This is a genomic window from Leptospira licerasiae serovar Varillal str. VAR 010 (assembly GCF_000244755.1).
GTDB lineage: Bacteria > Spirochaetota > Leptospiria > Leptospirales > Leptospiraceae > Leptospira_B > Leptospira_B licerasiae.
This window is the reverse complement of record NZ_AHOO02000013.1, coordinates 209,571-233,560: the sequence shown is the minus strand read 5'-3', so window position 1 is coordinate 233,560 and position 23,990 is coordinate 209,571. Positions and strand designations below refer to the sequence as shown.

Annotated in this window: 22 protein-coding genes and 1 tRNA gene; 9 read left to right on the top strand and 14 right to left on the bottom strand. The window is 42.7% G+C overall.

Annotated features, from left to right (window positions below; all coding sequences use genetic code 11):
- Nucleotides 1–34: 34 nt before the first annotated feature.
- The 9 genes from LEP1GSC185_RS16955 to LEP1GSC185_RS16915 all read right to left on the bottom strand — a co-directional run bounded on the left by LEP1GSC185_RS16955 (nt 35) and on the right by LEP1GSC185_RS16915 (nt 12,012).
- Nucleotides 35–2,041 (bottom strand): plastocyanin/azurin family copper-binding protein, encoded by a 2,007-nt coding sequence (locus LEP1GSC185_RS16955; protein WP_008592311.1) that lies wholly within the window; start codon nt 2,039–2,041, stop codon nt 35–37.
- A gap of 187 nt (nt 2,042–2,228) precedes the next feature.
- The gene (nhaC, locus tag LEP1GSC185_RS16950; RefSeq protein ID WP_008592899.1) at nt 2,229–3,677 is read right to left on the bottom strand and encodes a Na+/H+ antiporter NhaC; all 1,449 of its coding nucleotides are present in this window, start codon (nt 3,675–3,677) and stop codon (nt 2,229–2,231) included.
- On the bottom strand, nt 3,674–4,573 hold the full coding sequence (locus LEP1GSC185_RS16945; RefSeq protein ID WP_008593006.1) for an RluA family pseudouridine synthase: 900 nt from the start codon (nt 4,571–4,573) through the stop codon (nt 3,674–3,676). The genes nhaC and LEP1GSC185_RS16945 overlap by 4 nt, the downstream gene beginning before the upstream one ends.
- A 64-nt stretch (nt 4,574–4,637) precedes the next feature.
- Nucleotides 4,638–5,864, bottom strand: a complete 1,227-nt coding sequence (locus LEP1GSC185_RS16940; RefSeq protein ID WP_008592837.1) for a PilZ domain-containing protein — start codon at nt 5,862–5,864, stop codon at nt 4,638–4,640.
- A gap of 250 nt (nt 5,865–6,114) precedes the next feature.
- Nucleotides 6,115–8,406, bottom strand: coding sequence for an alpha-hydroxy-acid oxidizing protein (locus LEP1GSC185_RS16935; RefSeq protein WP_302621678.1), 2,292 nt, complete (start codon nt 8,404–8,406; stop codon nt 6,115–6,117).
- Nucleotides 8,376–9,530 carry a tRNA 2-thiouridine(34) synthase MnmA gene (gene mnmA, locus LEP1GSC185_RS16930; RefSeq protein ID WP_008592783.1) on the bottom strand — a complete coding sequence of 385 codons (1,155 nt, stop codon included), beginning with the start codon at nt 9,528–9,530 and terminating at the stop codon, nt 8,376–8,378. Before mnmA ends, LEP1GSC185_RS16935 begins: the two co-directional genes overlap by 31 nt.
- Nucleotides 9,523–10,542: a retropepsin-like aspartic protease gene (locus LEP1GSC185_RS16925; protein ID WP_008592541.1), complete on the bottom strand. Its 1,020-nt coding sequence runs from the start codon at nt 10,540–10,542 to the stop codon at nt 9,523–9,525. Before LEP1GSC185_RS16925 ends, mnmA begins: the two co-directional genes overlap by 8 nt.
- A gap of 109 nt (nt 10,543–10,651) precedes the next feature.
- Nucleotides 10,652–10,882, bottom strand: coding sequence for a hypothetical protein (locus LEP1GSC185_RS16920; RefSeq protein ID WP_008592549.1), 231 nt, complete (start codon nt 10,880–10,882; stop codon nt 10,652–10,654).
- A gap of 65 nt (nt 10,883–10,947) precedes the next feature.
- Nucleotides 10,948–12,012 (bottom strand): sensor domain-containing diguanylate cyclase, encoded by a 1,065-nt coding sequence (locus tag LEP1GSC185_RS16915; RefSeq protein WP_008592708.1) that lies wholly within the window; start codon nt 12,010–12,012, stop codon nt 10,948–10,950.
- A gap of 199 nt (nt 12,013–12,211) precedes the next feature.
- On the opposite strand from LEP1GSC185_RS16915, the gene LEP1GSC185_RS16910 reads away from it, so the two are divergent.
- Nucleotides 12,212–12,284, top strand: a tRNA-Met gene (locus LEP1GSC185_RS16910).
- A 118-nt stretch (nt 12,285–12,402) separates the two neighbouring features.
- Here the strand turns inward: LEP1GSC185_RS16910 and proC are convergent.
- From proC to LEP1GSC185_RS16895, 3 genes are read right to left on the bottom strand one after another with little or no spacing between them, the layout of a single operon-like run.
- Nucleotides 12,403–13,182: a pyrroline-5-carboxylate reductase gene (proC, locus tag LEP1GSC185_RS16905; protein WP_008592456.1), complete on the bottom strand. Its 780-nt coding sequence runs from the start codon at nt 13,180–13,182 to the stop codon at nt 12,403–12,405.
- Entirely contained in the window at nt 13,179–13,844 is a 666-nt protein-coding gene (locus LEP1GSC185_RS16900) for a YggS family pyridoxal phosphate-dependent enzyme (RefSeq protein ID WP_008592194.1), read from the bottom strand. The genes proC and LEP1GSC185_RS16900 overlap by 4 nt, the downstream gene beginning before the upstream one ends.
- A 2-nt stretch (nt 13,845–13,846) precedes the next feature.
- Nucleotides 13,847–14,530, bottom strand: a complete 684-nt coding sequence (locus LEP1GSC185_RS16895; protein ID WP_232298459.1) for a hypothetical protein — start codon at nt 14,528–14,530, stop codon at nt 13,847–13,849.
- A 99-nt stretch (nt 14,531–14,629) separates the two neighbouring features.
- Here LEP1GSC185_RS16895 and LEP1GSC185_RS16890 point away from each other — a divergent pair, with 99 nt between their 5' ends.
- A complete protein-coding gene (locus tag LEP1GSC185_RS16890; RefSeq protein ID WP_008592566.1) occupies nt 14,630–15,370 on the top strand; it encodes a flagellar filament outer layer protein FlaA in 741 nt (246 codons plus the stop codon).
- On the opposite strand, the gene LEP1GSC185_RS16885 is transcribed toward LEP1GSC185_RS16890, so the two are convergent.
- Nucleotides 15,342–15,959 (bottom strand): HAD family hydrolase, encoded by a 618-nt coding sequence (locus LEP1GSC185_RS16885; RefSeq protein WP_008593034.1) that lies wholly within the window; start codon nt 15,957–15,959, stop codon nt 15,342–15,344. The genes LEP1GSC185_RS16890 and LEP1GSC185_RS16885 overlap by 29 nt on opposite strands.
- Nucleotides 15,960–15,965: 6 nt before the next feature.
- Here LEP1GSC185_RS16885 and LEP1GSC185_RS16880 point away from each other — a divergent pair, with 6 nt between their 5' ends.
- Both LEP1GSC185_RS16880 and nadE read left to right on the top strand, forming a co-directional pair.
- The gene (locus LEP1GSC185_RS16880) at nt 15,966–17,207 is read left to right on the top strand and encodes a 3-deoxy-D-manno-octulosonic acid transferase (RefSeq protein WP_008592703.1); all 1,242 of its coding nucleotides are present in this window, start codon (nt 15,966–15,968) and stop codon (nt 17,205–17,207) included.
- Between the two features lie 373 nt (nt 17,208–17,580).
- Complete coding sequence (gene nadE / locus LEP1GSC185_RS16875) at nt 17,581–19,470, top strand: NAD(+) synthase (RefSeq protein WP_008592313.1); 1,890 nt, start codon at nt 17,581–17,583, stop codon at nt 19,468–19,470.
- 71 nt (nt 19,471–19,541) lie between these two features.
- On the opposite strand, the gene LEP1GSC185_RS16870 is transcribed toward nadE, so the two are convergent.
- A complete protein-coding gene (locus tag LEP1GSC185_RS16870) occupies nt 19,542–20,261 on the bottom strand; it encodes an LIC_20245 family lipoprotein (protein ID WP_024864052.1) in 720 nt (239 codons plus the stop codon).
- 58 nt (nt 20,262–20,319) lie between these two features.
- Between LEP1GSC185_RS16870 and LEP1GSC185_RS16865 the strand changes: the two genes are divergently transcribed.
- The 5 genes from LEP1GSC185_RS16865 to LEP1GSC185_RS16845 all read left to right on the top strand — a co-directional run bounded on the left by LEP1GSC185_RS16865 (nt 20,320) and on the right by LEP1GSC185_RS16845 (nt 23,990).
- Nucleotides 20,320–21,045: an LIC11073 family putative lipoprotein gene (locus LEP1GSC185_RS16865; RefSeq protein ID WP_008592216.1), complete on the top strand. Its 726-nt coding sequence runs from the start codon at nt 20,320–20,322 to the stop codon at nt 21,043–21,045.
- On the top strand, nt 21,042–21,785 hold the full coding sequence (gene rsmI / locus LEP1GSC185_RS16860; RefSeq protein ID WP_008592768.1) for a 16S rRNA (cytidine(1402)-2'-O)-methyltransferase: 744 nt from the start codon (nt 21,042–21,044) through the stop codon (nt 21,783–21,785). Before LEP1GSC185_RS16865 ends, rsmI begins: the two co-directional genes overlap by 4 nt.
- Before the next feature lie 18 nt (nt 21,786–21,803).
- On the top strand, nt 21,804–22,127 hold the full coding sequence (locus LEP1GSC185_RS16855; RefSeq protein WP_008592868.1) for a flagellar biosynthesis anti-sigma factor FlgM: 324 nt from the start codon (nt 21,804–21,806) through the stop codon (nt 22,125–22,127).
- 82 nt (nt 22,128–22,209) lie between these two features.
- Entirely contained in the window at nt 22,210–23,379 is a 1,170-nt protein-coding gene (locus LEP1GSC185_RS16850; protein WP_008592525.1) for an iron-containing alcohol dehydrogenase, read from the top strand.
- A gap of 290 nt (nt 23,380–23,669) precedes the next feature.
- Complete coding sequence (locus tag LEP1GSC185_RS16845; protein WP_010515397.1) at nt 23,670–23,990, top strand: bactofilin family protein; 321 nt, start codon at nt 23,670–23,672, stop codon at nt 23,988–23,990.

The following is a 23,990-nucleotide window of genomic DNA, read 5'->3' as shown; positions in this document are numbered from 1 at the left end:
ATTCTAAAATTCTAATTTATCTAATTTCCCGAGATCAACCCTCTCCGACGTTCCCTACGATGGTAAATGCAAGGTAGAGAATGAAGGCTAAGGAAGCTCCGAACCCCGCAAATACAAGAGTGAATCTCAGGTATTTAGGATAAAAAGATTTGCCCGAAAGAAGGTAAGCCCCTCCTCCGATATACGGCACTAAGGAAACGAACGCCAACCAAACGTATTTGCCGATGCTTGTTCCTGATTTGGAAACCAGGTCATAAACACTCAAGCTGACCAAACATACGTAAAGAAGAAGCGGAAGTAAATATCCGAACCAACGGAATAACACGATCTGAATGTCCAAAGGTTTTGGAACCGAGAATCCGCCCAGAACGTCGCCGAATTTAGGCTTTCTTTCCGCGAGAATTTTAGCAGCTTCTTCCGGAAGTTTTACTTTGTCCAAATCCAAACCGAAATCTTCGAAAGGATGGATAGCAGGTTTTACCTGCGCTGCAACTCCGCCAGGCATATTCGTTTGAGGTGGAGGAACCGGCTGGTTCTTCCAATCCCCGCTCGGATAATTTCCGTGAGTAGCATCCACCATCAGAGAGAGTGCATTATACGCCGAAAAAAGTTCTCCACCCATAGGGAATCTGATCCCCGAAGCGCAAGAATTCGTTTTTTCTAATAAAGGCGGAATTGAGGTCTGGTATTTGTTATCGGAGAAACAGTTGCCGATGCTGATCGGTCCTGCAAGAGTCAAATCCCCAAAACCGGAAGAATGAACTATATTCCCTTCCACAACGTTCTTATGGGAGAACCAGAAATTTTCGTCCAGGTTAGGAAAGATCGCGATCCCGTAGTTATCATGTCCGATAACCACATTATTCTTGATAACGTTATGTAAACCTCCGGCGATCAATATCCCGGTTCCGTAGGTAGGATACTCCAATGGTTTGATCGGCGCGGTTAAGTTATTATTATCGTAGATTAAATTCCCGATGATATACGTTTCTCTTTCCGGAGGAAGAAGTTCCCTATCCAGGGAATTCGGCCCTAAACCTACTATGTTATTCCTCCAGATGGAACTGAGGATATATAATTCTCCCCCAGCATTCGTTCCGGAATAACCTAAGGCGCTATTCTCGGAGATAACGTCATAAAGGATCGATTTACAAGGATAACACTGTCCTACGTAGATCCCTGCGTCAGGAGATCCGGAAGCATAAGAATGTTCTAATACTCCGTTAATTGAATCGAAGGCATAGATCCCATAGTCTCCGTTATTGTAAGCGGTGATGTAAGAACCTCTATACCCTTTTACACCCGTCCAAAAGAAACCGTTTAAGGTGGCGTTTCTTGCGGTCATGTTCTCTACCGCAACACCGTTTGCGCCCACTACGATCACACCGTTCGCTCTTTGGAACTGACCGTCTAAGATTACTTTGTTCCTATCCGTTCCTCTTAAGGTAATAGAAGGAGTAGTTACCACGACTTCTTCGTAGTATACGCCTTCGTCGATGAGTATAAGATCGCCAGGAGCGGCTGCATCCACTGCGTTTTGGATAGTCGGATACATTTGTGGGACCTTACGAGTGGTTCCGGAAAATTTTTCAGCGACTTTCCAATCCTTACCTGCTCTTGCTGCAGGATTATAAGCAGCATTACCTACTACGATATCTCCTACCATTCCGCTTTTGCCGTCGGGAGAAGCGTGAAAGCTGCAATAATAGGGAAAAACACCTTCCTTAGGATAAGTGATCTTTACCTTTGCGCCCCTTGGCATCACGATATTACCGTAACTTTTTTCGGTAGACCAAGACTTATCTACTGCGATCGCATTATGAGGGTTGGCCCCTGAATTTATAAATTCGATCTGACCGCCGATTGGAATCTTTTGCATAGGGGGAGAAAATGCATTATCCACCATTACCACATGAGCAAAACCTTCCGTCGTCTCCCCTTCTTTGCTACTGCAAGAAGAAGCGAAGGCTCCCATCAAAATCCCCAGGACCAATAGTCCTATAAGGGAAACATACCTATCTTTTAAATGGAATTTAGGCATCGGAACTCCTCTCTTCATATTCGAAGTATCTCGGAATTTCAGCCGAGACATGCCCTTTTTAAAATGTGAGCTTTTGCTCACTTTTTATTATTTTCGCATATCGCTGTGATGACACAAGCATTTTTCTATGATTTATAATCGAGCAAATGTTATAGAAACCTGGTTCTTCTTAAAAGCTAAAAAGAGTTTAGGATAACTCTTTTTTAGATTCCAGCTCTTTTCCAGCCAACCCCCAACCTGTCCATCCGGTGAGTAAGGAAAGCAAAGGAGAAAGTAAATTTAAAAATGCGTAAGGAAGATACACTAGTGTAGGAACTCCCAATGCTGTCGCCATAAAGGAGCCGCAGGAATTCCAAGGAACTAATGCAGATGTCATTGTCCCCGAATCCTCCAGACAACGGGACAGGTTTCTAGGATCCAATCCTTTTCTGGAATACGCCTCTTTGAACATTTTGCCTGGGACTACAATCGCAAGATACTGGTCCGCACAGAATAGATTTGTCCCTATACAGGTAAAAACCGTAGCTGCAAACAGTGAACCTCTTGCCTTGGCCCAGTTTAAAACTTTCTCCGCTAAAACTTGGGTCATCCCGCCTCCTTCCATGATCCCCGCGTAAAACATAGCGGAGATAATGAGCCAAACTGTGGAAAGCATAGAGGACATTCCGCCCCTCGACAATAATCCATCTACGATTGTATGCCCTGTTTTGACCTTTGTACCTTCGGAGGCGGCGGAGACCAAATTTCGGAAAACCGAGGAAGCTGCATCTTGGAAGTTTAAAGAATTTGCATATATATTGGACTGGGTCAATACGAAACAAACCCCTCCGCTTAAGACGCCTATAAAAATGGAAGGAATTGCAGAAATTCTAAAGTAGATCAGAAAAAAAGTAAGTAATGGTGGAAAAAGTAAAACCCAGGAAATATGAAATTCGGCCTTGAGCGCGGCGATAACTGGTCCCGTTGCGGTTTCTGTCTGCCCTTGGTTGGTTCCCCAACCCAAAAGTCCGAACGCCAAAAGACAAATCCCGAACGCCGGTAAAGTAGTCCTGGCCATATTACGGATATGTGATAAAAGTGAAACTCCGGTAATAGAAGATGCGAGATTCGTAGTCTCCGAAAAGGGAGAAAGTTTATCCCCGAAGTAAGCTCCTGAAACAACTGCCCCAGCCACCATTCCCAATGGTTTTCCAAGTCCCGCTCCTACTCCAATCAAAGCGACTCCGATAGTCCCGACAGTGGACCAAGAACTTCCAGTTGCTAAGGAAACGATTGAAGATAAGATGAGTGCGGAAGGTAAAAATATCTCCGGCTTTAATAGTTCCAATCCCCATACGATGAGCGCAGGAACAATACCGGAGCGGATCCAAATCCCAATTAAAGCGCCGATTAAAAGTAAAATGAGTATTGGCTGAAGAACGTTTCGCAGAGAATCTAAAACTGTATCTTCTATCCTTTCCCAAGAAATTCCTCTAAGTCTGGAAATTCCTGCAGAGATCGCACCGGCACTGAATAATAAAATTTGGGCAGGTCCTTCTGCAATTCCGCTTCCGAATAAATACCCCGCGGTGCTTAAAGAGAGGATCAAAAATCCGAGAGGAAAAAAAGAGATCCAAAATCCCGGTTTATCGTTCATTCCGGAAAATCCTTCGGCAAATCGGATCTGATCTTAATCTTTTTCCCGGTAAACGGATGAATGAATTTAAGTGAACTGGAATGTAAGGCTTGTCGATCCATCCCAAGTTTCGAAGCCAAATCCGGATCTTTTCCTTCTATAAATTCCAGAAATACACTTTCGTCCTTGCCGTAAATTTTATCCCCAAGTAAAGGAAATCCCAAAGAATACAATGTAGCCCTGATTTGGTGAAGTCTTCCTGTCTTCGGGAAACAATATATTTTGGAAAATGGAATTCCATGAAGCTTACCCTCTCCGATTTTTCTAAAATTGGTTTCGCTTGTTTCGGAATTCTCGTCCGGAGTTTCTAATTTTTGAAAAGAGCCTTCAGCTAGAAATTTTCTTTTTTTACGGATCAAAGAAGAAGTATCCGATACCAAAAACCCTTTCGCACTAAGACGGGTAGGAAAATTTCCCCAAACATAAGAGATGTATGTTTTATTTACTTTTCTTTTAGAAAATAGATCGGCCATTCTGGAAGCGGCCTCCGAATCCTTCCCAAAGACCACCACTCCGGAAGTTTCTCTATCTAATCTGTGAATGGTATAAATTTTTTCAAAACGGGGATCTTCCTCTAATAGATCCGTAAGATTATTCTTTCTATATCTTCCTGCGCTGTGAATTGGAATGTCTCCCGGTTTTTCTACTGCGATATAACGAGAGTCTTCGTATAAAATTTTAAAGTCGGTTTGAACGGGTGGCTCGAAACTTTCTCCGGGAAGATATAGTATCTCATCCCCTTCTTTGATCGGATAAGAAGGTTTTACAGGTTTTCCTTGTACAAGTATTTTACCTTCTTCTAATATTTTTCTCCAATTGGACCTGGATTGATATGTAAATCTGGAAGCGAGAAACACATCCAGCCTGGAACCGGCGTCTTCCTTTCCGATCTTAGTTTTGAGGCCTTCCTGTGTAGGAGAATTAGACAGACTCTTCTTCTCCTTCGAAACCCATATCCGGAACTTCTTCCGAAACAGTTTCCATTTCCGGAGCAGATCCCTCGATAGCTCCGACCGTTTCTTCGGATGGTGGACCCGATCCTTGCACACTCGATTCCGGAGCTTGGGAACCTTCCCCCGGTCCTAATCTAGAATCCACGAATTGATTCAACATCTCTTCTTCTTTAGAATTTAAGTTAAAGAATTGTAAACCGATACGGAACATCTTGTCGGTGTTCGTAATATTTCGGATAACGGCGCGATATGTTCCTCTCAACTCTTGGTTCATCTGCAGATCGAATAACAATATCTCTCCCACGGCAAAACTTCTGGAAAAGAAAATGGATTGTGGATGGAAGAACCCAAGTCCGCTTCTGCTTATATCTTCTGCGATACATCTTTCCTTGGATTCTTGGAAGAATCCGGAAGCGATCACATCTCTGGAGATAGCAGCTGCGAATAAAGTGATCTTATTATAATCTTCCGTATCTAATGGCCTGTCCGATAAAACCTGAACATATCCGAGAGGAGTATAATTTTTATAACGTATTAAAACTGAAATTTCGGAAATAAATCTGGATTCTATCTTATTCAATGCGAGAAGTTTTAGATATTCTTCGATCGGCACAAAATTTTGCCCCGCTCCGCCGGAACTTCTTTCCGTACGATTGGTAACAAAGATAGACTGTTCGAAGTTGTACATGATCCTAAGACGGTTATCCATTCGATCGGAAAAATAGATCAAAGAATCAGGATAAGTTTCCTTCATTTTTTTGGAATGTTTCTGAAGGATGTTCTCAACTATTTTATCAATAAAACCTAATGAACGCCTTAAGTGGAGTTGATTGATAATATTGGTGAGTATAATCGGTTCACCTCCATTCTCCAGCTCCACCCTGCCCTGGGCACGCTTCGCCTCGCTGACCTTTACGGCCTGGATCCTAAGCAGTTCTAAACCGTTTCCCTCGTTTCTTTGGACAACGGTAAAAACACCATGGAAAAAGTGATTATTATGTGTAAGAAATAATATCCTGGTTTTCTCCCCATCCGATTTTCCGGGTAGAGAAGCCAGAAGATAGAGACCGTCTTTGATCCCTACGATTTTTGCCGGATAGGACCTGTTCTTTATTTCCACGGAAACAGGCAGTCTCGCAAACAATGTTTGGAGGATTTTAGTCAGAGCCTCTGTTTCTTTGACTGTCCTGTCCAAACTTTCCTCCTAAAGGAATCCCTCGGCCTTTAACAAGGAATCCGAGTTTAACGGCTCCCTTGTTTAGGGAAAGGAATTTACTAGTTCCGAGGAATTTTCCAGATCATTCCTTTTACTTTTGTGGGAATTCCAACCAGGAATATAAATCTACATTTTGCATTATATTCTACTAATACGTTAAGGGGATGGCCGGACACCTTTATCGGAATTATATCAAAAGTCGGGCAAAAAGAAAAATCCAAGCGAGATTTTAAGAGGAAGTTTCCTCTTTTTTTCTGAAAATAAATTCTTTCCTAATCTCGGAAATTTTAGAAACGCCTACAGTGTTCATTGCTTGTGCCAAACCTTCCGTATATTGGCCCACTAAAAAACGGACTCCTGCCACTCCTCCACCCACCGCGGAGATCGCCAAAGGTCTTCCGATCAGAACATTGTTTGCACCTAATGCATGCATTTTGAAAACATCCGCTCCGCTTCTCACTCCACCATCCACAGAGATCGGGAAATCGGGACCCAATGCCTCTCGGATCATAGGAAGAACTCTTGCTGTCCCTGGCATATCGTCCAACACTCTGCCTCCATGGTTGGAAACAACGATCGCATCCGCTCCCGATTCTCTAGCAAGGATCGCATCTTCCGGACTCATTACACCTTTTAAGATAAAAGGAAGTTTTGTATAAGAGCGTATTTTAGAAAGAGCATCGACTCCTCTTGTTATAGATGGGATCTTTTTCTGGACCAGAGTTTTGAAATTCACCGCATCTATATCCATTCCAAGCGCAAGAACTCCCTGAGCCTCCGCTTCTTGAAATCTTTCCTTAATGAGTCCTTCATCTTCCCGAGGTTTGCAGATCAGTATACCTTTGCCGTTGAATTTTTTTAGAGCTTCCAAAATGATCAGATATTTTTCGGGGCTTGCACCATCGCCTAACCATGCTAAGGTGCCGGAAGCCAAACACCCTTCCAATAATACGGCGGCCAAAGTATACTCATCCATGGCCCCGCTCATATTTGTGATCGCACCCGTCATAGGCGCACACATAAAAGAAGTGGATAATTTCTGTCCTAAAAATTGGCTCTCAGTATTTGCCTGCACATTGTCTCGGATATATCTGGGGAGAATGGAATATTCTTCTAATGCCTTGGTATTGTCTTGGAAGCTGAGCATTCTTCCGACGCCGCCCATTCCAGGCACACCGGAGGCACAATCCGTTCCATCACAAACCTTACAGACCCAACAGATCTCTTTTCCGAAACGAGCCCTTGCATTCGCGGCAATTTCTTTTTCGGAAATGGAATATAACTCGTCGCAAGTGAATTTGATCGTTTTTAATACTTTGGAGAATATACTCTCTGCTTGGCTTAAATTTTCCGCAGAGATGATTACATGTCCCGTTTTTTCAATATTGTTCGTGGGCTCCGGAATGATATCTCCAACTTTGTGCAATAAATAAATATCCGTTACACCTTCTATCTTTTTCGCTTCTTCCAACCCATCGATTGAAAGAAGTTTTCCTTTAGGAGCGAGTAATGCTCTCTCGATAGAGACTCTATGAAATAACGGCTCTAAATTATCAGGCTCTTCTCCGAGCGCGATGAGTATTGCTGCTCGATTCAGATTGATCCCACTGGATAAAGGAAAAGTGAATGCTGACATGAAACCGCCGGACAGTCTTGCAGCTATCTCTCCCACTTTCACGCCGGTAGGGGTCACTTTGATATCTCCCTTACCTGCACCCCTTCTGATCCCGAGCGCTTGCATACCTCGGAACATCACATCTTCTATTTCTTTTTGTATCTCAGAGGAAAGAGCAGAAGGCATATTATGGCCCATCTCTATAAAATAAGGTTCTCTTTCTATGATACGATCCGCAAGGCCGGTGATCATAAATTTACCGTCCCATGCAAGAGCATCCACGGAAACTTCAGGACCAGGCATATATTCTTCTAAGATCATCTCGCCAGTAGGAGAATATTTTTTGGCATGTTTAAATGCGGCCTGTAGTTCTTCCCTATTATTTACTTTTACTACCCCGCGAGCGCCCATATTGTCCGCAGGTTTCATTACCAAAGGGAATTGTAGGAATTCCAACGCGTCACGTGTATCTTGGATACTCCATACGGGAGCAAACCCTGGAATAGGAACGCCTGCTTTTTTCAGGCGCTCTCTCATTTTTACTTTATTCGAAGCGGCTTCCGCATCGACGAAACGGATCCCCGGAAGATCTAATGCGTTAGCCACTGCGGCAACCGTCATACTCGCATCCGTTCCTGCTGTGATGACCCCGTCTATCTTAGTGGTAGTGGATAATTTTTTGGCTTCTCTCACCATTCCTTCTATGTCCTTAGTGGACATGACGAGAGGAAGGTCGCAAATTTTCAGACCGGGCGCTTCCGGATTCATATCCGCCACCACAGTCCTAAGAAGCATTGTTTTTGCCGTTTGGATGATCGGGACTTGTAAAAGTCCTCCGCCAATGATCAGGATCGTTTTTCCTGCGATTTTTTTACTCACGGAAGAACGCTTACTCCTAGTTCCGATTTTTCTAATATAGTAAGATCCGATTTCTCGTAGGTGGTTACACTTCCTTTTCGGATGATCCCTCCTGCGAGTAAATAATCCGAATCGTTCGGATAGAATACTGCTGATTGACCGGGGGCCACTCCTTTTACTTCTTCCAAAGGAAATACTTGTATAAAGTTTTCGTTACGTATTACTTTTGCTTTGATCGGACGAGAACGATATCTAACTTGCACTCTACATTCAGAACTTTCCGTTCCTAAAACGGGAGCCCAGGCTTGCAAATTTAGATCTTCTACGATAAAAGATTCCACAAAGGTTTGTCTCTCTTCGGCTAAAACAACTGTTCCATCGTCTTGTATGGAGATCACATAGAGTGGCGCCTTCCAAGCTATACCTAAACCTTTTCTTTGCCCTATGGTGAAGTTCTCTTTTCCGGAATGTTCTCCTACTACCTGCCCATTCTGTAATTTGAAAAATCCTGGAGTAAAGTTAATATTTTTCTTAGCCAAAAACTTTCTGTAATCGTTTTCAGGAATAAAACAGATTTCTTGGGATTCCGCTTTTTCAGCGACAGGCAATCCCATCTTACGCGCGATCTCTCTCACCTCAGGTTTGGTCATTCCGCCCAAAGGAAAAACCGTATTTTTCAGATTTTCTTGGGACAATCCGTATAGATAATATGCCTGGTTTTTATTCATGTCCTGGGCGTTAGATACTGCATATCTTCCGTCTATCTCGACGATATTCGCATAATGCCCGGTTGCTATTTTATCAATTCCTAATGCTTTCGCCTTTTCGAATAATGCTCCGAATTTCACGAAAGTATTGCATTCCACACAAGGATTCGGGGTCTTTCCTTCCTTGTAGTCGTTTACAAATCTGTCTATGACCTTCTCTTGGAAAAGTTTCTCCATCTTGATCACATAAAAAGGGATATTCAAAGAAAGACCGACGTCTCTCGCGTCCCTTATATCTTCTGGAGAACAGCAGGATTTTTTAGTGGTATCGCAGGCAGGGGCTTCATATTCCCAGGTACGCAGGTTGACACCGATCACTTCGTAACCTTGTTCCATGAGTAGGCCTGCGGTGACTGCACTGTCCACCCCTCCACTCATTGCTACTATGATCTTACCTTTACTCATTTCCTGGGACCAATTCCTTTCCTACTATACCAATAAGACTCCTTTTTGTGTCCAAAAGAATTCGATAGTTTTCCATCCAATTCCGACCAAGTATCCCGACGATTCCTCTTCGGTGGTCGGAATGTAAAGCGTCCGGCGGTATACCTCCCGGAAATACCTCTAATTCAGGAGTGCAGAAGCCAATCCCTTCGGAATCGTTTTTTACGAAAACAGGACAAAAAGGCCGAAGTGTTCTGATCTTAGCCTGAAGTCTTCCTCCGCCAAAGTTGAATACTGTGGCTTCCTTTCCTTCCACATATTCCGTAGGATGATCCGACTTGATCGTATCCCAATCTAAAACGCTGTATTCCGCTCCTGTGTCCAAGATCCAAGATTCTTTTCTGGTCCCTGGCGGACGAAGAAGTACCGCAGAAGGTTGGCCAGACTTCAAAAACATCGGAAATAAATTTTCTTCCAAAAAACCCGGAGCTGGACTGGAGGTAGAAGATCTCCAAAGAGAAATTCTATCCGGCAAATCCAGAACAACGACTGAACCTAAGAATGCATTCATTCCTAAAATGCCGTCCACCCTCAGTTCTTTAGGGAAGACATGAGAATAAAATTCCACGGATTCGAATGGACGGATCCCTCCGATGAATAGATCGTTTTTGATGGTTCTTCGAACTGACTGGACGGAGCCTCCTGGAAAACTTGCGCTCAAAACTCTTTTAGGAGAATTTTCAGGGATATGATCTTCCGAAAGAAAAGAAACAAACGCGCCGGTATCAATCAAGAACCTAAGAGGTTCCCTATCCTTATCCAAAGAAAGGTAAATTACGGGAAGATGGTCCACTTCCTTTAAAGGAAGTCTGATCCAGATCCCTCCTGCTTCTTTTTCATAGCGGATATAACCTGAGAATAAATTCCGAAAATCGAAAGTAGTACATCCAGCTACGTAAAAGAAGAATGTCCCAAGGATGATCCTGGAAAGAATAGTTCTTTTTTTGAATGTACGATTCGGAAGAAAAAACATCGAGAATGTTCTAAAACCCGATTAGGATTTCAAATTTGAGGAAAAAATCGATTCTTTTTTAATGGGAAAAAATTTGGAAGAGCGAACTCTAAAGAGTTCGCTCTTTGGATTATAGTAGCTTTTTGATACAACGGGAATTTGGACAACGAGTATAATCGATCACACAGTCCCTATATTCTATTCCAGTTTGGGCATCCTTTGCCTTATACTCTATAAAGCAGGAATACGGAGAAAAATCGAACTCTTCTCTTCCTAAAGCACGGTTACGGATACGTTTTCCGAGCTCCGCCTCTTCGATCTGGCTGATATAATAATGGTCCAGCTCAAGTTGTTTTTCCATGCTAGAGATTTCGGTCGAATTTTAGAATTCGATAAGCCAGAAATACCCAAGAAAATTAGAAAAAACTAGTTCTGGACCGGGATTTGGAAGGAAACAGTCCTGTTTTTACCTGAGTGTTTTGCCTCGTAAAGTGCCTTATCCGCCCTTTCTATCAGATCCTTATTGTTTCGATCGCTTGACCAAAACTCGGAAACTCCTATAGAAAGAGTGACCTGAAAATCAGGACCTCCGTTCGGATTCGGGATAGAAGCAGCTTCTACCGCTTTTCTCAAACGTTCTCCCATTTCAAAGCCTCGCTTTAAGTCGGCTCCAGGCATTACTAAACAGAATTCCTCTCCACCATATCTGGCAGCAATATCATGTTTGCCCGCACATTGGATCAGTCTCGCAGCAACTTCGATCAATACCTGGTCCCCTGCTTGGTGCCCATGAGTATCGTTGAACTTTTTAAAGTTGTCCACATCGGTGAACAGAAGAGCAAGATTCGTTCTTTTTTTACGACAACGTTCCATCTCTTCTTTCAATTTGGTTTGGAAGTAGTGATGCACTTTCAAACCGGTCATCATATCGACGGTAGCCAGCTCGTAAAGACGGGAGTTCTCCACTGCAATTCCTGCAAGCGTAGAGAGAGTGGTGAGGAAGTCTCTGTCCTCTTCCATCCATTCTCCCATGGTGATCTTTTCACCCAAAAGAAGTAGCCCGTTCACTTTTCCTTTTGCGTTCAAAGGAATGATCAGGTCTCCGCCTATCCTTCTTAAAAATTCTAGCTCAGGACTTAAGCCCATGGACTCTTCGATCTGATCCGGAGTCATTGCTTTTAGTTTGGTCTCTAAAAAAGTAACCAAAGGTGCATCCGTTTTGATCTTGAAGCCCGCATCGTCTTCTGCAAGATCGAATCCTTTAAAGCTAGGTTCTAATTCGAAATAATTGGAGTCGGCTTCCGGTGCTAAAAAGATAGCCGCGCTCAATGTTTGCAATTGAGCTAAACAAATATTTAAAATAGCATCAATTAGATACTTATAATCCAGTGTGGAATTAAGAGCCTTACTGATCTCGAGAAGTTGTTTCTGATCATAGATCTTCTTCTCATAATATTCGATCATCAATGGATCATTGTCTTTTCCGATCAACTGTGGAATCTCCCAATACAAAATTGAAAAGATAATTTATTTCGCTAATCCGTTTCTTCGCCTACGGACTTTGAACATTTTCCGTGAAGTCGATCCGCAAGAGGTAGTAGCATCAAAAAGCTTTCCTCGGGGAAATCAAACTCTTTTTGGTTTTTCATTTGACTTTCAGCCTGGGTTAAGGAAACATGGTTTTAGACGCCGCGCGGTGGAGCAGCCGGTAGCTCGTTGGGCTCATAACCCAAAGGTCACAGGTTCGAATCCTGTCCGCGCTAGAGCGTTTTACATCAAATCATTATCCTCAAAAGTAGACAAAGAGACGTTTAATTTCTACCTTTTCTACTCTTTCCTGATAAAAAAGAAACAAATCTCTTATTTGCTAATCCTTTCTATTTAGTTTCCAAGCTCTTTAGAACGTTCCGTTGCTCTTTTCACTGCCGAGATAACTGCATACGGGAACTTATTCTTCTCCAACTCTTCCAAACCCGCTATCGTTGTTCCGCCTGGAGACGTTACTTTATTTTTCAAAACTTCCGGATGAGTATCAGGATCCTTTTCCAATTCTTTTGCAAGTAATTCGGCACCGCCTATCACGGTTTGTATGGAGAGCTGTAATGCTTGAGAGTATGTCAAACCGGAGGCAACTCCACCTTCTGCCAAACTTTGGATAAACCTAAGTACATAGGCAGGCCCCGAACCGGAGAGTCCAGTAACCGCATCGACTAGTTCTTCTTTAGAAAGTTCCAAACAGTAAGAGATAGGAGAGAAGATTTCTTTCAGACTTTCGTATAATTCCTTATCTCCGTAGTAACCCAAAGCGCCCTTTCCAACAAGAATGGGGAGATTCGGCATGATACGGACCACCTTAGACCCTGCAGGCGCGGAAGAAGATAGTATCTTTGTGTCTATACCTGCCGCAACGGAAAGGATTGCTTTCGGTGCCTCTAAGGATCTAAGTGTTTTAGAAACCTCTGCCGGTTTTACCGCTAAGATGAGAATGTCCGCTTTCTTTTGGAATTGCGACCAATCGTTTTCCAAAACCATTCCTTCCGCTTTTTTTGGATCTAGATAAGGATCGTAACCGATCACATCCATTTTTCTAGATAAGAGAGAACGAAATATCGCTCCTCCCATATTACCGCAGCCTATAATACCTATTTTATTGTATTTCATGTTCTTTCTCCGAATATTGCGGTCCCAATCCTAAGATAATCGCTGCCTTCTTCCAACGCAATCCTGTAGTCGCCTGACATTCCCATGGATAGTTTTCCTTGCGGGTAAAATTCTTTTCGCAAGTTTGCAATCTCTCTAAACACTTTGCGAGTTCCTTCCGGATCTCCCGAACTTGGACCCATTGTCATAAATCCTTCCAGCAAACAAAACTCAGAGCTGAGACTTTCTTTTTTGCGAAGAAGTTCCAAAACTTCTTCTTTCGAAAATCCCGATTTTGAATCTTCTTTTGTTAAGTTGACTTGCAGGAAGTAGCGTATTAGCCATCGATCCTGGTCCATTCTTCTTTTCAATTCTTCTAAAACTTTTTGGGAACCTACTCCATGCACGAAAGAATAAAGTCCTGCATACTTTCGGATATGAGAGGATTGAACGGGACCTATATGATGTAGTATAAAATCTTTTTCCGGTTTTCCCAAGTCGGAAAATTTTTCTATCCCTTCTTGGACTCTATTTTCTCCGAAATGGATCACTCCGCCGGAAATCGCTTCTTGTACTTTTTCTTTAGGCTGGAATTTCGAAACTGCGATCAATGTTGGAGTTCCCACCGGTTTCAGGGACTCCAATTCATGTACTATGGATCTATAATTCTCTGAGACACCCACGCCTACTCGGCCTTGGACTTATTTTTCAGACCGGAAACTTCTTGTTCTAGGATTTCCACTCTTTTGCGTAAAGAGATCTTACTCTTTTTTTTAGGAGATCCGTTTTTCATTCCTAACTTTTTTTCTAGACGGCCTACTCTTTTTTCCAAAGAACTGATCTTAGCATTTACGGAGGAATGTGCCGTTCTTCTTTTCTTGTACTTTTTAGAATGACGTTTTTCTTTTTTCGGTTTAGGGCCGTCGTCGTATTCAACTAAACTTTCGTCTCTTTGTTTCGTTCTTGGGCGATCCATTTCTTCTCTTTTGGGAAGATCAGCGCTTTCAGTAACCTTTGTCTCCGGCTTATCGTCAGTTTTGGCGGAGAGTGATTCTTTCTTCTCCTTTCCTAAACCTGGAACCTCATAGTCCTTAGGCAAAGGTTGGGAAGAAGGTTCGGTAACTGAATCTTTAGGTTTGGAAAAATCGGAGTCGAAGTTTTGGCTGGGAGAAGATAGATCTTTTCCGTCTGGTACTTCTTCCGGAGTTAGAATAGTCCTCTCTGGCTGGGACTTCTCCTCTACTTGGAGATTTTTGTCCTTGTACCAAGCGGCAATCCGATCCCTCTCCACATATAAATAAAATGCGAGAGATCCAAGTAATAGGATGAGAAGTCCGCTGAGTAGGATCTTGAGAATATCCCGGTTCATAAAATACCTTTTAGAATTATCGGTCCGGAAAACACCGGAATTCGGCAAAAAACCGGGGTTCTTATTAGGAGATCTATAAAATCTACCGAAAGATCTAGAGTGATCCGGACCGTTCTATTCTGTTTTTGCCTAAGTTTATGGATCCTTCCAAAACCGACCTGGGCGCCTCCAGTCAAAAGAGACCAAGACGAGGCAAGCAGAGTCCTTCAATTAGAAAAAGTACTAACCGATTGGAAGCATTACAATCTTTTTCTAGTAGATTCGTTCGAAGGAGAAAGGCCTTGGGAAGTGTATAGAGGAGTTTCTTTCTTAAACAGGATAGATTACGTGGCACAAGTGCCGGACTCCCAAGCATTCTCCAAAGAAAGAGAATTATATAAGGCATCTCCTAAAGAAGAATACAGATCCATGATGGTCCAAACATTCTTCGAAAATCCGAAACATGAACATTTAGAGATCAGACCAAAGGAACCGATCCGACTGCCTATTGGAATTCCAACAAGAGTGTTTTTCTGGGCATATTCCAATAATCATAACGTGGTTTTGGAGTTGGTATTTCATCAGAAAAAATCCAAAGAGATCGTTCTGGAGTTAGGAGATCTGAAATTCGACGGTTGGAAAAGAATAGAGACCCAAATTGCGGTTCCTGCAAAAAATATCAGGCTGAACCAATCTCTTCGTTTTCCTTTGGAGCTTGTTTCCATCCGGATCAAACCGAACCCTTTTCAACCCAAAGGTGAATTTTATTTTTATATGGACCGCTTGGGAATATTGATCGATAGCAGAGAAGAATCTTATCCCGGTGCGGAAGTCAAAGACAATTGGGGTACTGCTCTGTAAGGAATTCTTTTAGCTCTCCCGGTTTTTTAGGATTAAACTTAAAGGCATTCCAATTCATATAACCGGCAACTTCCACATTGGTCGGATTATCGTCGATGAATACATAATCTTTTCCAGGGAAATCAGTCTCTATCCATTGGTAATATTCTTGGGCGGGTTTTCTAACGCCCATTTCACAGGAAAAATACAAAGCATCCAGAGAATGTAAAATTTCTCCTATCTCTGGGAATTTCATAACTTCTTTATACCAAATCGAATAATTGCTCGCGAGGATTACTGAAAAACCTTTGGATCTTAAACTTTTTACGATCTCTAAAGTTTCTGGAATAGGATTGATCTTGGAAAACATCTTTTCCTTTAGATCTTTTGGATGTGGAAGTCCCTTATCCCTATGAGAATCCAAATAAAATCTCCGGAAAAAATCCTCTTCTTCGATTCTTCCCATTTCGAAATCTAAGAAGGCTTGCTTTTCCCGACCGTTCTTAAAATCTTCCCAATGTTCTCTGGGCAAAAGTTCTTTTAAGGCCAAATGGAACGGGTCCTGGATCAGGGTATCCATTAGGTCGAATACAAAAAGAGGAGATCTCATACCACTATGCTAATAACGTATCGGATTTTGACGATCCTTCTTTGGCCCTGGATTTTCGTTTTCTCACTGATCGTTCCAGGTGCAAAAAATTTTATCCGGTCCAGAAACGAAGATAAAAAAAGAATACTCTCTTACCCTTTTGCTCCCAAGGCACAAAAAGTTATCTGGCTGCACGCAGCGTCGGTGGGAGAACTGGACCAATGTAAGGCGCTTGCTCAAGTATATAAGAAGAAGGAACCGGAAACTTTTATTCTCCAAAGCGTATTTTCCGATTCAGTCAGAGATTCAAGTCTTGAGGCATTTCCGGCGGATCTTAAATTTCGTCTCCCTTTGGACTTTCCTTGGAGTTACGATTTTATCTTAGATAAATTTTCCCCTCAAGTTATAGTATGTTTGGCTTGGGATCGTTGGCCTAATTTACTTTTAGCGGCTAAAAAAAGAAGGATCCAAACTGTCCTCGCTTCCGCAGTCATCACTTCCCCAAAAGGATTTTTAAAAAGGAAATTTTATAAGGCGGCTTTTTCTCTATTCGATAAAATTCTCACTTCTCATTCTTCCGGAGAAGATAAGTTTAAAGAATTACTGGGAGAGGACAAATTTATCAAAACACTTGGAGATTCCAGATTTGATTCGGTAATCCAAAAAATAGAAACAAGCCAAAGAGAATTTAAAAGACCCCAAAATTATCCATTCTCTCAGGTGTTTTTACTCGCCTCTACTTATGAGCCTTGCGAAAAATTGCTTCTTCCACTTTTGCAAGAAACTTCTCTTCAAAACACTGCATTTTGGATTTTCCCTCATAAGACTGACCCGGCAAGGATCACTCAGTTAGAATCCGAAATCAAAAGATTTACGTCGGATTACACTTTGTATTCTAGGACAGAGTTCGATTCCATTTCTTCCAGAGTCATCTTATTCGATGTTCTTGGGATCTTAGCCCATGCATATCGTGCCGCCGATTTTGCTTATGTAGGAGGAGCATTACACAATAGAGTGCATAATGTATTAGAGCCTGCCTACTTTGGACTCCCACTTTTGAGTGGACCAAAAATTACACACGCTCCGGAAGCGATCGAACTGAATCATAGAGGCGGATTGTTCATTATCCAGAACAAAGAAGATGTTTTAGAAATATTGCAACTAAACTCCGAAAGAAAAGAGGCCATCCGTTTTTCCAATCGCCAATTTGTAGAAACAGGCAGAGGGGCGGCAGAAAGGATTTATTGGGAGATCGGAAGAAAGGGTTAGGCACACAGAGGCAAAAAGTCACGGAGAGTTTTAGTGTTGTAGGAGCTCCTACAATTAATACTATCCCTTGTTGGAATTCCAACAATCTTACAAATCTACCCTTATTCAAACTTTCCCCCTCTGCGGCTCCGTGTCTCTGCGTGAAAATGTGAGCTATATAAATTTTTAGGCACGCGGAGACGCGAAGACACAGAGGTTTTTGTAATAGAGTTCCAACATCCGCTACTCTCCACAATAACCCTACCCTAATTACCTTTCCCTTTGTGCCTCCGTGACTCTGTGTGAAAATTAACCCTGCGTCTCTACTTACTCTGTGACTCCAAAACAAAAAATCCTTTTCTATAACTCCCGATATTAGGATACTAGGAAGGAAATGTCCTTCTACCGTTGCACCGCAGTAAGTTTAAAAACGACCGCCTTGGATTTTAAGGGAAATAGAGAAAAGATCCTGGCCGCCATTCAAGCCAACGAAAATTCTTCTTTGATCCTTTTTCCGGAACTCTGCATTTCCGGCTACGGTTGTGAGGACACTTTTTATTTTCCTTGGGTCTGGGAACAATCCTGGAAAAGCCTTTTAGAGATCGCAAAAGTAACCTCGGGCAAAACGGTCATTGTAGGCCTTCCATTTTTCCAGAGCCCTTATTTATTCAATGTGTCTGCAGTTTTGCAGAACGGCAAAATCCTTGGCCTTGTCCCAAAACAAAACCTAGCACAAACAGGCGTCCATTACGAAAACAGATGGTTCACAAAGGGAGAAGAATCCAGAAATTATACGATCACCCCTGACGGATCTGAACTTCCTTTCGGTTCCTTACTTTTTGAAAGCCCCGATTTCAATTTTGGAATAGAGATTTGTGAGGATTCCTGGGTCCAAACAAGACCTGGACAATACCTGGTAGAAGCGGGAGCCGATCTAATTCTTTCCCCGGGAGCTTCTCACTTCGCTCTGGGAAAACAAGAAATCCGTAAAAAAATGTTCTCCGAATCTTCCCGTAGTTCTTCCACTGCAATTCTTTATGCAAACTTGAACGGGAACGAGTCAGGCCGTTTGATCTTTGAAGGCGGATGTATGGGCATCCTGGATGGGAGCGTAAAACAAGAAGGCCCGAGACTTCACTTTACAGATTTCGAAAGTAGCCATTTGGATCTGAATTCGTCCGAACTCAGATCCAATCGAGCAAGAAATTTTAGATCCTCCGGCACAAAAGAATTCAGATCCAGAGGAAAAGGCCTACAAAGAATTGAGATACTTCCTCTAAAGGTCCAAAAGAATTCTGACACTTCCGTCCGAGTCTCAGAGTCGGATCTATTCCAAGATTTTACCAGGGCGACCTCTCTCGGTTTATTCGATTATCTGATCAAATCCAAAACAAAAGGATATACGTTATCTCTTTCAGGAGGAGCGGACAGCGCCACTTGTGCGCTTCTTGTAAAAGCAGCAATCCTATTCTCCGAAAAGGAACTTGGTCCTAAATTTTTAGGATCCTTAGGTCTCGATCCTAAAAATCTATTATACACACTTTTTCAGGGAACGGAAAACAATTCGGAACAAACCAAAAATTCCGCCAAACAACTTTCGGAAGAATTAGGTTTTACTCACGCAGAGATTACTGTTGATTCAGAAGTAAGATCGATGTTAGACAAAATTTCCTCTGTGAAAGGTATTGTCCCGAATTGGAAAGATCATAATCTTGCACTTCAAAATATACAGGCTAGGGTCAGATCTCCTCTCGTCTGGTTGCTTGCAAACCTAAATGGACATCTTCTTCTTTCCACAGGAAATAGAAGTGAGGCAAGCGTAGGATATACTACGATGGATGGGGACTCTTCCGGTTCCGTTGCTCCTCTCACCGGTGTGAGTAAGGAATTCATACTTTCTTGGCTAAAGAATGTTCACGAAGGAAAGGATATTATTCTGCCTAAAATAAACGCTTTGGAAGATATCGTTCATTCTAAACCAACCGCCGAACTAAAACCGCTTTCCGAAAAACAAGAGGATGAGAAAGATCTAATGCCTTACCCTCTCCTCCAAAAATTAGAAAGGAATTTTGTATATCTCGGAAAATCCCCTGACAATCTTTTAGAGTCCCAGGAATGGCCTAACGCACAAGAAGCGGAAGAAGGTAAAAAGAAATTTTTAAAATTATTCTCAGCAAGCCAATGGAAAAGAGAAAGGCTCCCACCTTCTTTCCATTTGGATGAATACGGCTTAGACCCTAAATCCAGTTTCCGTTTTCCGATCCTGAGTGAAATTTCGTTCTAGGATTTTTTCACATTCCGCGTCTTTGTGCCTCTGTGTGAAAATAACCCTGAGACTCTCCCCCACTCTGTGTCTTACAATCCGGCTTGTTCGTAAGCCCTTTGCTTATCCTTTTGCACCTGCTCCAATTGTTGGATCATTGTCTGCTGGATGGTCTCTAACTTCTTCTCTTGTTCCGGATCTCCGGATCCTTTTTGGAGATCGACCAAGTATTTTACGATCTCCAATCTATCCTTGGATTGTTTTTCCATATAATCATAATATGTTACTGTTTGTTCCTTGGATGCTGTCCGACTTAAGACGGCACGGGTTGCTTCGGAAACTCTTTGTTCGAAAACTTTTCTCTGCTCTTTTTCCGCAGGGGTCATCTTACTTGGAAGAAGTGAGTTATTCGGAAACTTTTCCTTAAGTTGAGCGAATCTTTCCATCTCCTCATTTGTATAAGGTTTTCCAGTTTGAGGGTTTACCGGGTTATCCGAATCGGCAGCGGGAGCTCCAGGTTTATTTTCGGACGAAGGTTCCCCTACTTCCGGTTCGCGATACTCCGCTTTTCCCGCCTTGTAAAAATCGGAATTGGAATCGAATAAGGAAGGATCTGCACCCGTTTTTCCGTAACCGGAGCGTCCCGAATTAGCTCCCATTCCTCCGCCGAAAACGCTTGCAAGTGCTTCCGCTTCGCTTTGTTTATTTCTGGAGTCTGATTTGTCGTCGTCGGTCCAAAATAAGATCACTAGTAAGAAAATGAATACTACGATAAAAACTACGGAAATTAATAATGTTCGAACTCTAGTCACGATGAGGAAGCCCCAGTTTTTTAGTTGTAAGACCACTCCAAGGTCGAATTCTATCCTTGTGGGTTGTAAATTTAGAATCCAACATACCCTAAAGACGGGCAACCTAAAAACCCCTGCCGTTCAGGCGGTTTTATTCTCGTTTTTTTTGTTTTTCGCCTCTTGTGGAACGAATACTGAGGTGACCCAATCTCCCTTTGTGTTCCTAACTCCAGTCGGAGTTCCCCAAATCTTTTCCATCACGGCTAAATATGATAATATAGATACTCATAAGCCTGAGTATGACCTGAAGTATTATATCACCAATATGGAACCTCAGTTCGTAGGTTATAATCTTTATATTACTTTCGCCATCCCATCTGCAGGTGAAACGACTAATAACGCAAATCTGTATTTAGAAAATGGGGTCCAACCTTCTTTTCCTCAATTGGCGATCCAAGCTTCTACTTCTAATGTAGTAACCCAAGGAATCGAAAATTTTCAGCCGTTCTCTCCAGTACAGATGTTCCAAAAATGTGAGGTATACACTTTCACATTAAGAGCGTTACTGAATACAGGCATCACCTCTAATATGTCCACTCCGGTCACAAGGTGTAGTTCCATTTATCCGGATCATTGTGGAACCAATACAAGTTGTAATCCAACTGCGTGCACAACGGCGAGCTGCTCTACTTCTACACAATCTCTTTGTCCTGTCGGAACCGTATGTAATCCTTGCACCAAAGGAAACGCGGCCACAGGTTGCGCCTGCCCTGCGGGAGAATCTCCGCCGGGTTGCAATCTATGATCGAAGCTCCTAATTCTAAATTTATTGTCCAACCAGGAGCAGCTTACGTAGTCGCCACTCCCATTGGAAATTTAGAAGATATCACTTTCAGAGCGGTGCAAGTACTCAAGCAGGTGGATGTAATCTATTGCGAAAATTCTTCTCATAGCAGAAGGCTTTTGCAAACCTACGAAATTTCCACCCAGGCTAGGACATTATATAAAGACCAAGGCGCTGAACCTTATAAAGGTATTATAGAAGATCTAAAATCGGGAAAAACTTTGGCCTTGGTCTCGGATGCAGGAACTCCCGGAGTCTCAGATCCAGGCTCCCAGCTAGTTCGGATCTTAAGAGAAGAGAAGCTCCCAATTATTCCAATACCAGGAGCAAGCGCACTCACCTCTATGCTTTCCGTTTCAGGATGGCAGGTGCAACCTTCTCTCTTTTTAGGCTTCTTATCCGAGAAGAAGGGTAAAAAAAGGAACCAACTCAAGGAATGGGAAAACTTCGAAGGTGTGCTTACCATCTTCGAATCCGTTCATAGGATTAGGGATACATTGTCGGCGATCCGGGAAATTTTTCCGAATTCTCCTATTCTTTTAGGGAGGGAATTGACCAAAATCCATGAGGAAATCCTGAAAATAGAGCCGACGGAGGCCCTCGAATCCCTGAAATTCCCTGAAAAGGGCGAATTTGTAGTATTAATCTATACAAATCCTAAAAAAATGCTTAACGGACGTGTCGGAGATGCCGATACTTAGGAGTGAGAGGGAAAACCCATGACTATCGATAAAATAGGCGGCATTGGCGGAGGATCTTACGAGCCACGTAAGTCGACTCCTGTTCGCAAATCAGAATCTAAGGAATCATTCGACAATATTTCCATTTCCGACACTGCTAAACAAAAAGCTTCGGAAGCTCGTATCCAAGCGGAAGTGCAAACGATCGCTCAAAAGATCGTAGCAAGTCCTGTTGATTCAGAGCGTTCTACTAAGCTTAAAGAAGTGAAGGAAAAACTTAAGAACGGAGATTATGATAATCTCAGCCCTGAGATCTTAAACGCAGTAGCTGATCGTATCGCAGAATCTTTTTTAGGCCGTTAACCAATAATTAAATCCGGAATTGTTTCCCTTGGATTCCGGATTTTACATACTTCCTCTCAATTAAAAGGGAGAACGACACACAATGCCGATACTCCCCGACTGGATCAATTTTAGTTTTCCCACCAAAATCCATTTTGAAGTCGATTGCGGCTTTAAAATGGGTAACTTCATCAAGAACATCGGCAATCGTGCAGTCATTCTTTCCACTCAAAGCGAGTTGGAGAATATGGACGAGTTCTCCATCATCAAAACTTCTTTAGAGAAACATATAGACGGCGTTATTCTTTACGACAATATAGAGAAGGAACCTACATTAAAAGAACTGGATACTGCCGCCTACTTCGCTAGGATCTCCAACGCTAACTGTATTATAGGTTACGGCTCTTACGAAAGTCTGAACACTGCAAAATTAGTCGCACTTCTCGCCAATAACGATGCGTTTGCAGAAGACGTTTTTATCCTTAAAAAAAATCTTAGGCTTAAAAGACCGATCCCACTCATTCTAATTCCTACTCATCCTGTGATGGGACTGGAATGTTCACCTACCGCAACGGTATATATGGACGACGATAGGACTGTTCGTTATTTTGCGAACGAGTTCCTTTTTCCAGAGATGGTGATCGCAGACGCCAAGATCAGCAGCTTCATGACTTCTGCGGACGTTGCAAAAGTTGGGGTGGGAATTTTAGCCGCTGCGGTAGATAGTATTCTTTCCAAATACTCAAACGAACTTACTAACTCGTCCGCACTTCGTGCGATTGAGATCATTTATAAAAACCTGGTGCCAGCGATTAGAGACCCGAAAAACTTGCAGTATAAAAACGCGATCTTCGGCGCGAGTTTACTTGTTGGAATGTCGCATTCTTCTAGTTCATTAGGACTTTGTTATGCACTTTCATTGGCCGCATCTAACCTTACGAATCTGGACGTTTTCCAGGCGATGTCCATTCTTCTTCCCCATGTGATGGAATATAACCTGACCTCCTCCGCAGGTAAATATGTGATGATCGCAAAAGCTTTGGACGAGGATATCACTAATATTTCAGTGATCGAGGCAGCAATCAAAGCGGTAGAAGGTATTCGGAAAATTTATATAGAACTCAAGATCCCTCAAAGGCTTTCCGAATACGAGGTTCGTAAAATAGATTTACCTGGGATCGCAAGTCTTGCTTCTTCTTTTCCTTTCTTGGATTCTCTCCCTAGAGAACTTCCTAAAAACGAGATCGAAACGATTCTGGTCGCTGCGTTCTAGCTATTTTCACGCAGAGGCGCGAAGTCGCAGAGAAGTCGCAGAGAAGTCGGTTAGTTTGTTTGGAAGTGGGTTGTTGCGCAGGAGTTCCTGCGTATGATCAATCGGTCATCCTATTGGAATTCTAATGTTTCTGAATCTGAATTTTGGAAACTCCAAAAGACAAATAACGAAATACTGATCGCCGACAAGCCAATCCCTCCCTGCGTCTTTGGGGCTCCGCTGGAGAAAAAATCTTCTTATGTCGGGAAAAACATTTGAAAGGTCCGATCGGGGTCCGAGAATGGAGACTCATGAGCGAAGAATCCATAGACACGATTATCGGGGAAGACATCCAATTCCGAGGCAAACTACGTTTCAACAACGCACTGAAGATCAAGGGCCAATTTAAAGGCACAATTGAGACCACAGGCTCTTTAATCGTAGGAGAAACCGGAAGAGTCGAGGCCGATATCGAAACCGGAACCCTGGAAATCGAGGGAGACCTAAAAGGGAATATCAGCGCTGCCTCCAAAGTTTCCGTCCGCAAGACAGGAAAGTTAGTAGGAGACGTTCGCACCCCGGATCTTGAAATCGAATCAGGAGCAAAATTCAGCGGGAATTGCATCATGTAA

Bases quoted from the DNA above. Each gene is read 5' to 3' on its own strand.
- LEP1GSC185_RS16955 (WP_008592311.1), bottom strand. From the start codon at position 2,041: ATGCCTAAATTCCATTTAAAAGATAGGTATGTTTCCCTTATAGGACTA.
- LEP1GSC185_RS16885 (WP_008593034.1), bottom strand. From the start codon at position 15,959: ATGAGATCTCCTCTTTTTGTATTCGACCTAATGGATACCCTGATCCAG.
- proC (WP_008592456.1), bottom strand. From the start codon at position 13,182: ATGAAATACAATAAAATAGGTATTATAGGCTGCGGTAATATGGGAGGA.
- LEP1GSC185_RS16880 (WP_008592703.1), top strand. From the start codon at position 15,966: ATGCTAATAACGTATCGGATTTTGACGATCCTTCTTTGGCCCTGGATT.
- LEP1GSC185_RS16895 (WP_232298459.1), bottom strand. From the start codon at position 14,530: ATGAACCGGGATATTCTCAAGATCCTACTCAGCGGACTTCTCATCCTA.
- nadE (WP_008592313.1), top strand. From the start codon at position 17,581: ATGTCCTTCTACCGTTGCACCGCAGTAAGTTTAAAAACGACCGCCTTG.
- mnmA (WP_008592783.1), bottom strand. From the start codon at position 9,530: ATGAGTAAAGGTAAGATCATAGTAGCAATGAGTGGAGGGGTGGACAGT.
- LEP1GSC185_RS16845 (WP_010515397.1), top strand. From the start codon at position 23,670: ATGAGCGAAGAATCCATAGACACGATTATCGGGGAAGACATCCAATTC.
- nhaC (WP_008592899.1), bottom strand. From the start codon at position 3,677: ATGAACGATAAACCGGGATTTTGGATCTCTTTTTTTCCTCTCGGATTT.
- LEP1GSC185_RS16855 (WP_008592868.1), top strand. From the start codon at position 21,804: ATGACTATCGATAAAATAGGCGGCATTGGCGGAGGATCTTACGAGCCA.
- LEP1GSC185_RS16925 (WP_008592541.1), bottom strand. From the start codon at position 10,542: ATGTTTTTTCTTCCGAATCGTACATTCAAAAAAAGAACTATTCTTTCC.
- LEP1GSC185_RS16850 (WP_008592525.1), top strand. From the start codon at position 22,210: ATGCCGATACTCCCCGACTGGATCAATTTTAGTTTTCCCACCAAAATC.
- rsmI (WP_008592768.1), top strand. From the start codon at position 21,042: ATGATCGAAGCTCCTAATTCTAAATTTATTGTCCAACCAGGAGCAGCT.
- LEP1GSC185_RS16920 (WP_008592549.1), bottom strand. From the start codon at position 10,882: ATGGAAAAACAACTTGAGCTGGACCATTATTATATCAGCCAGATCGAA.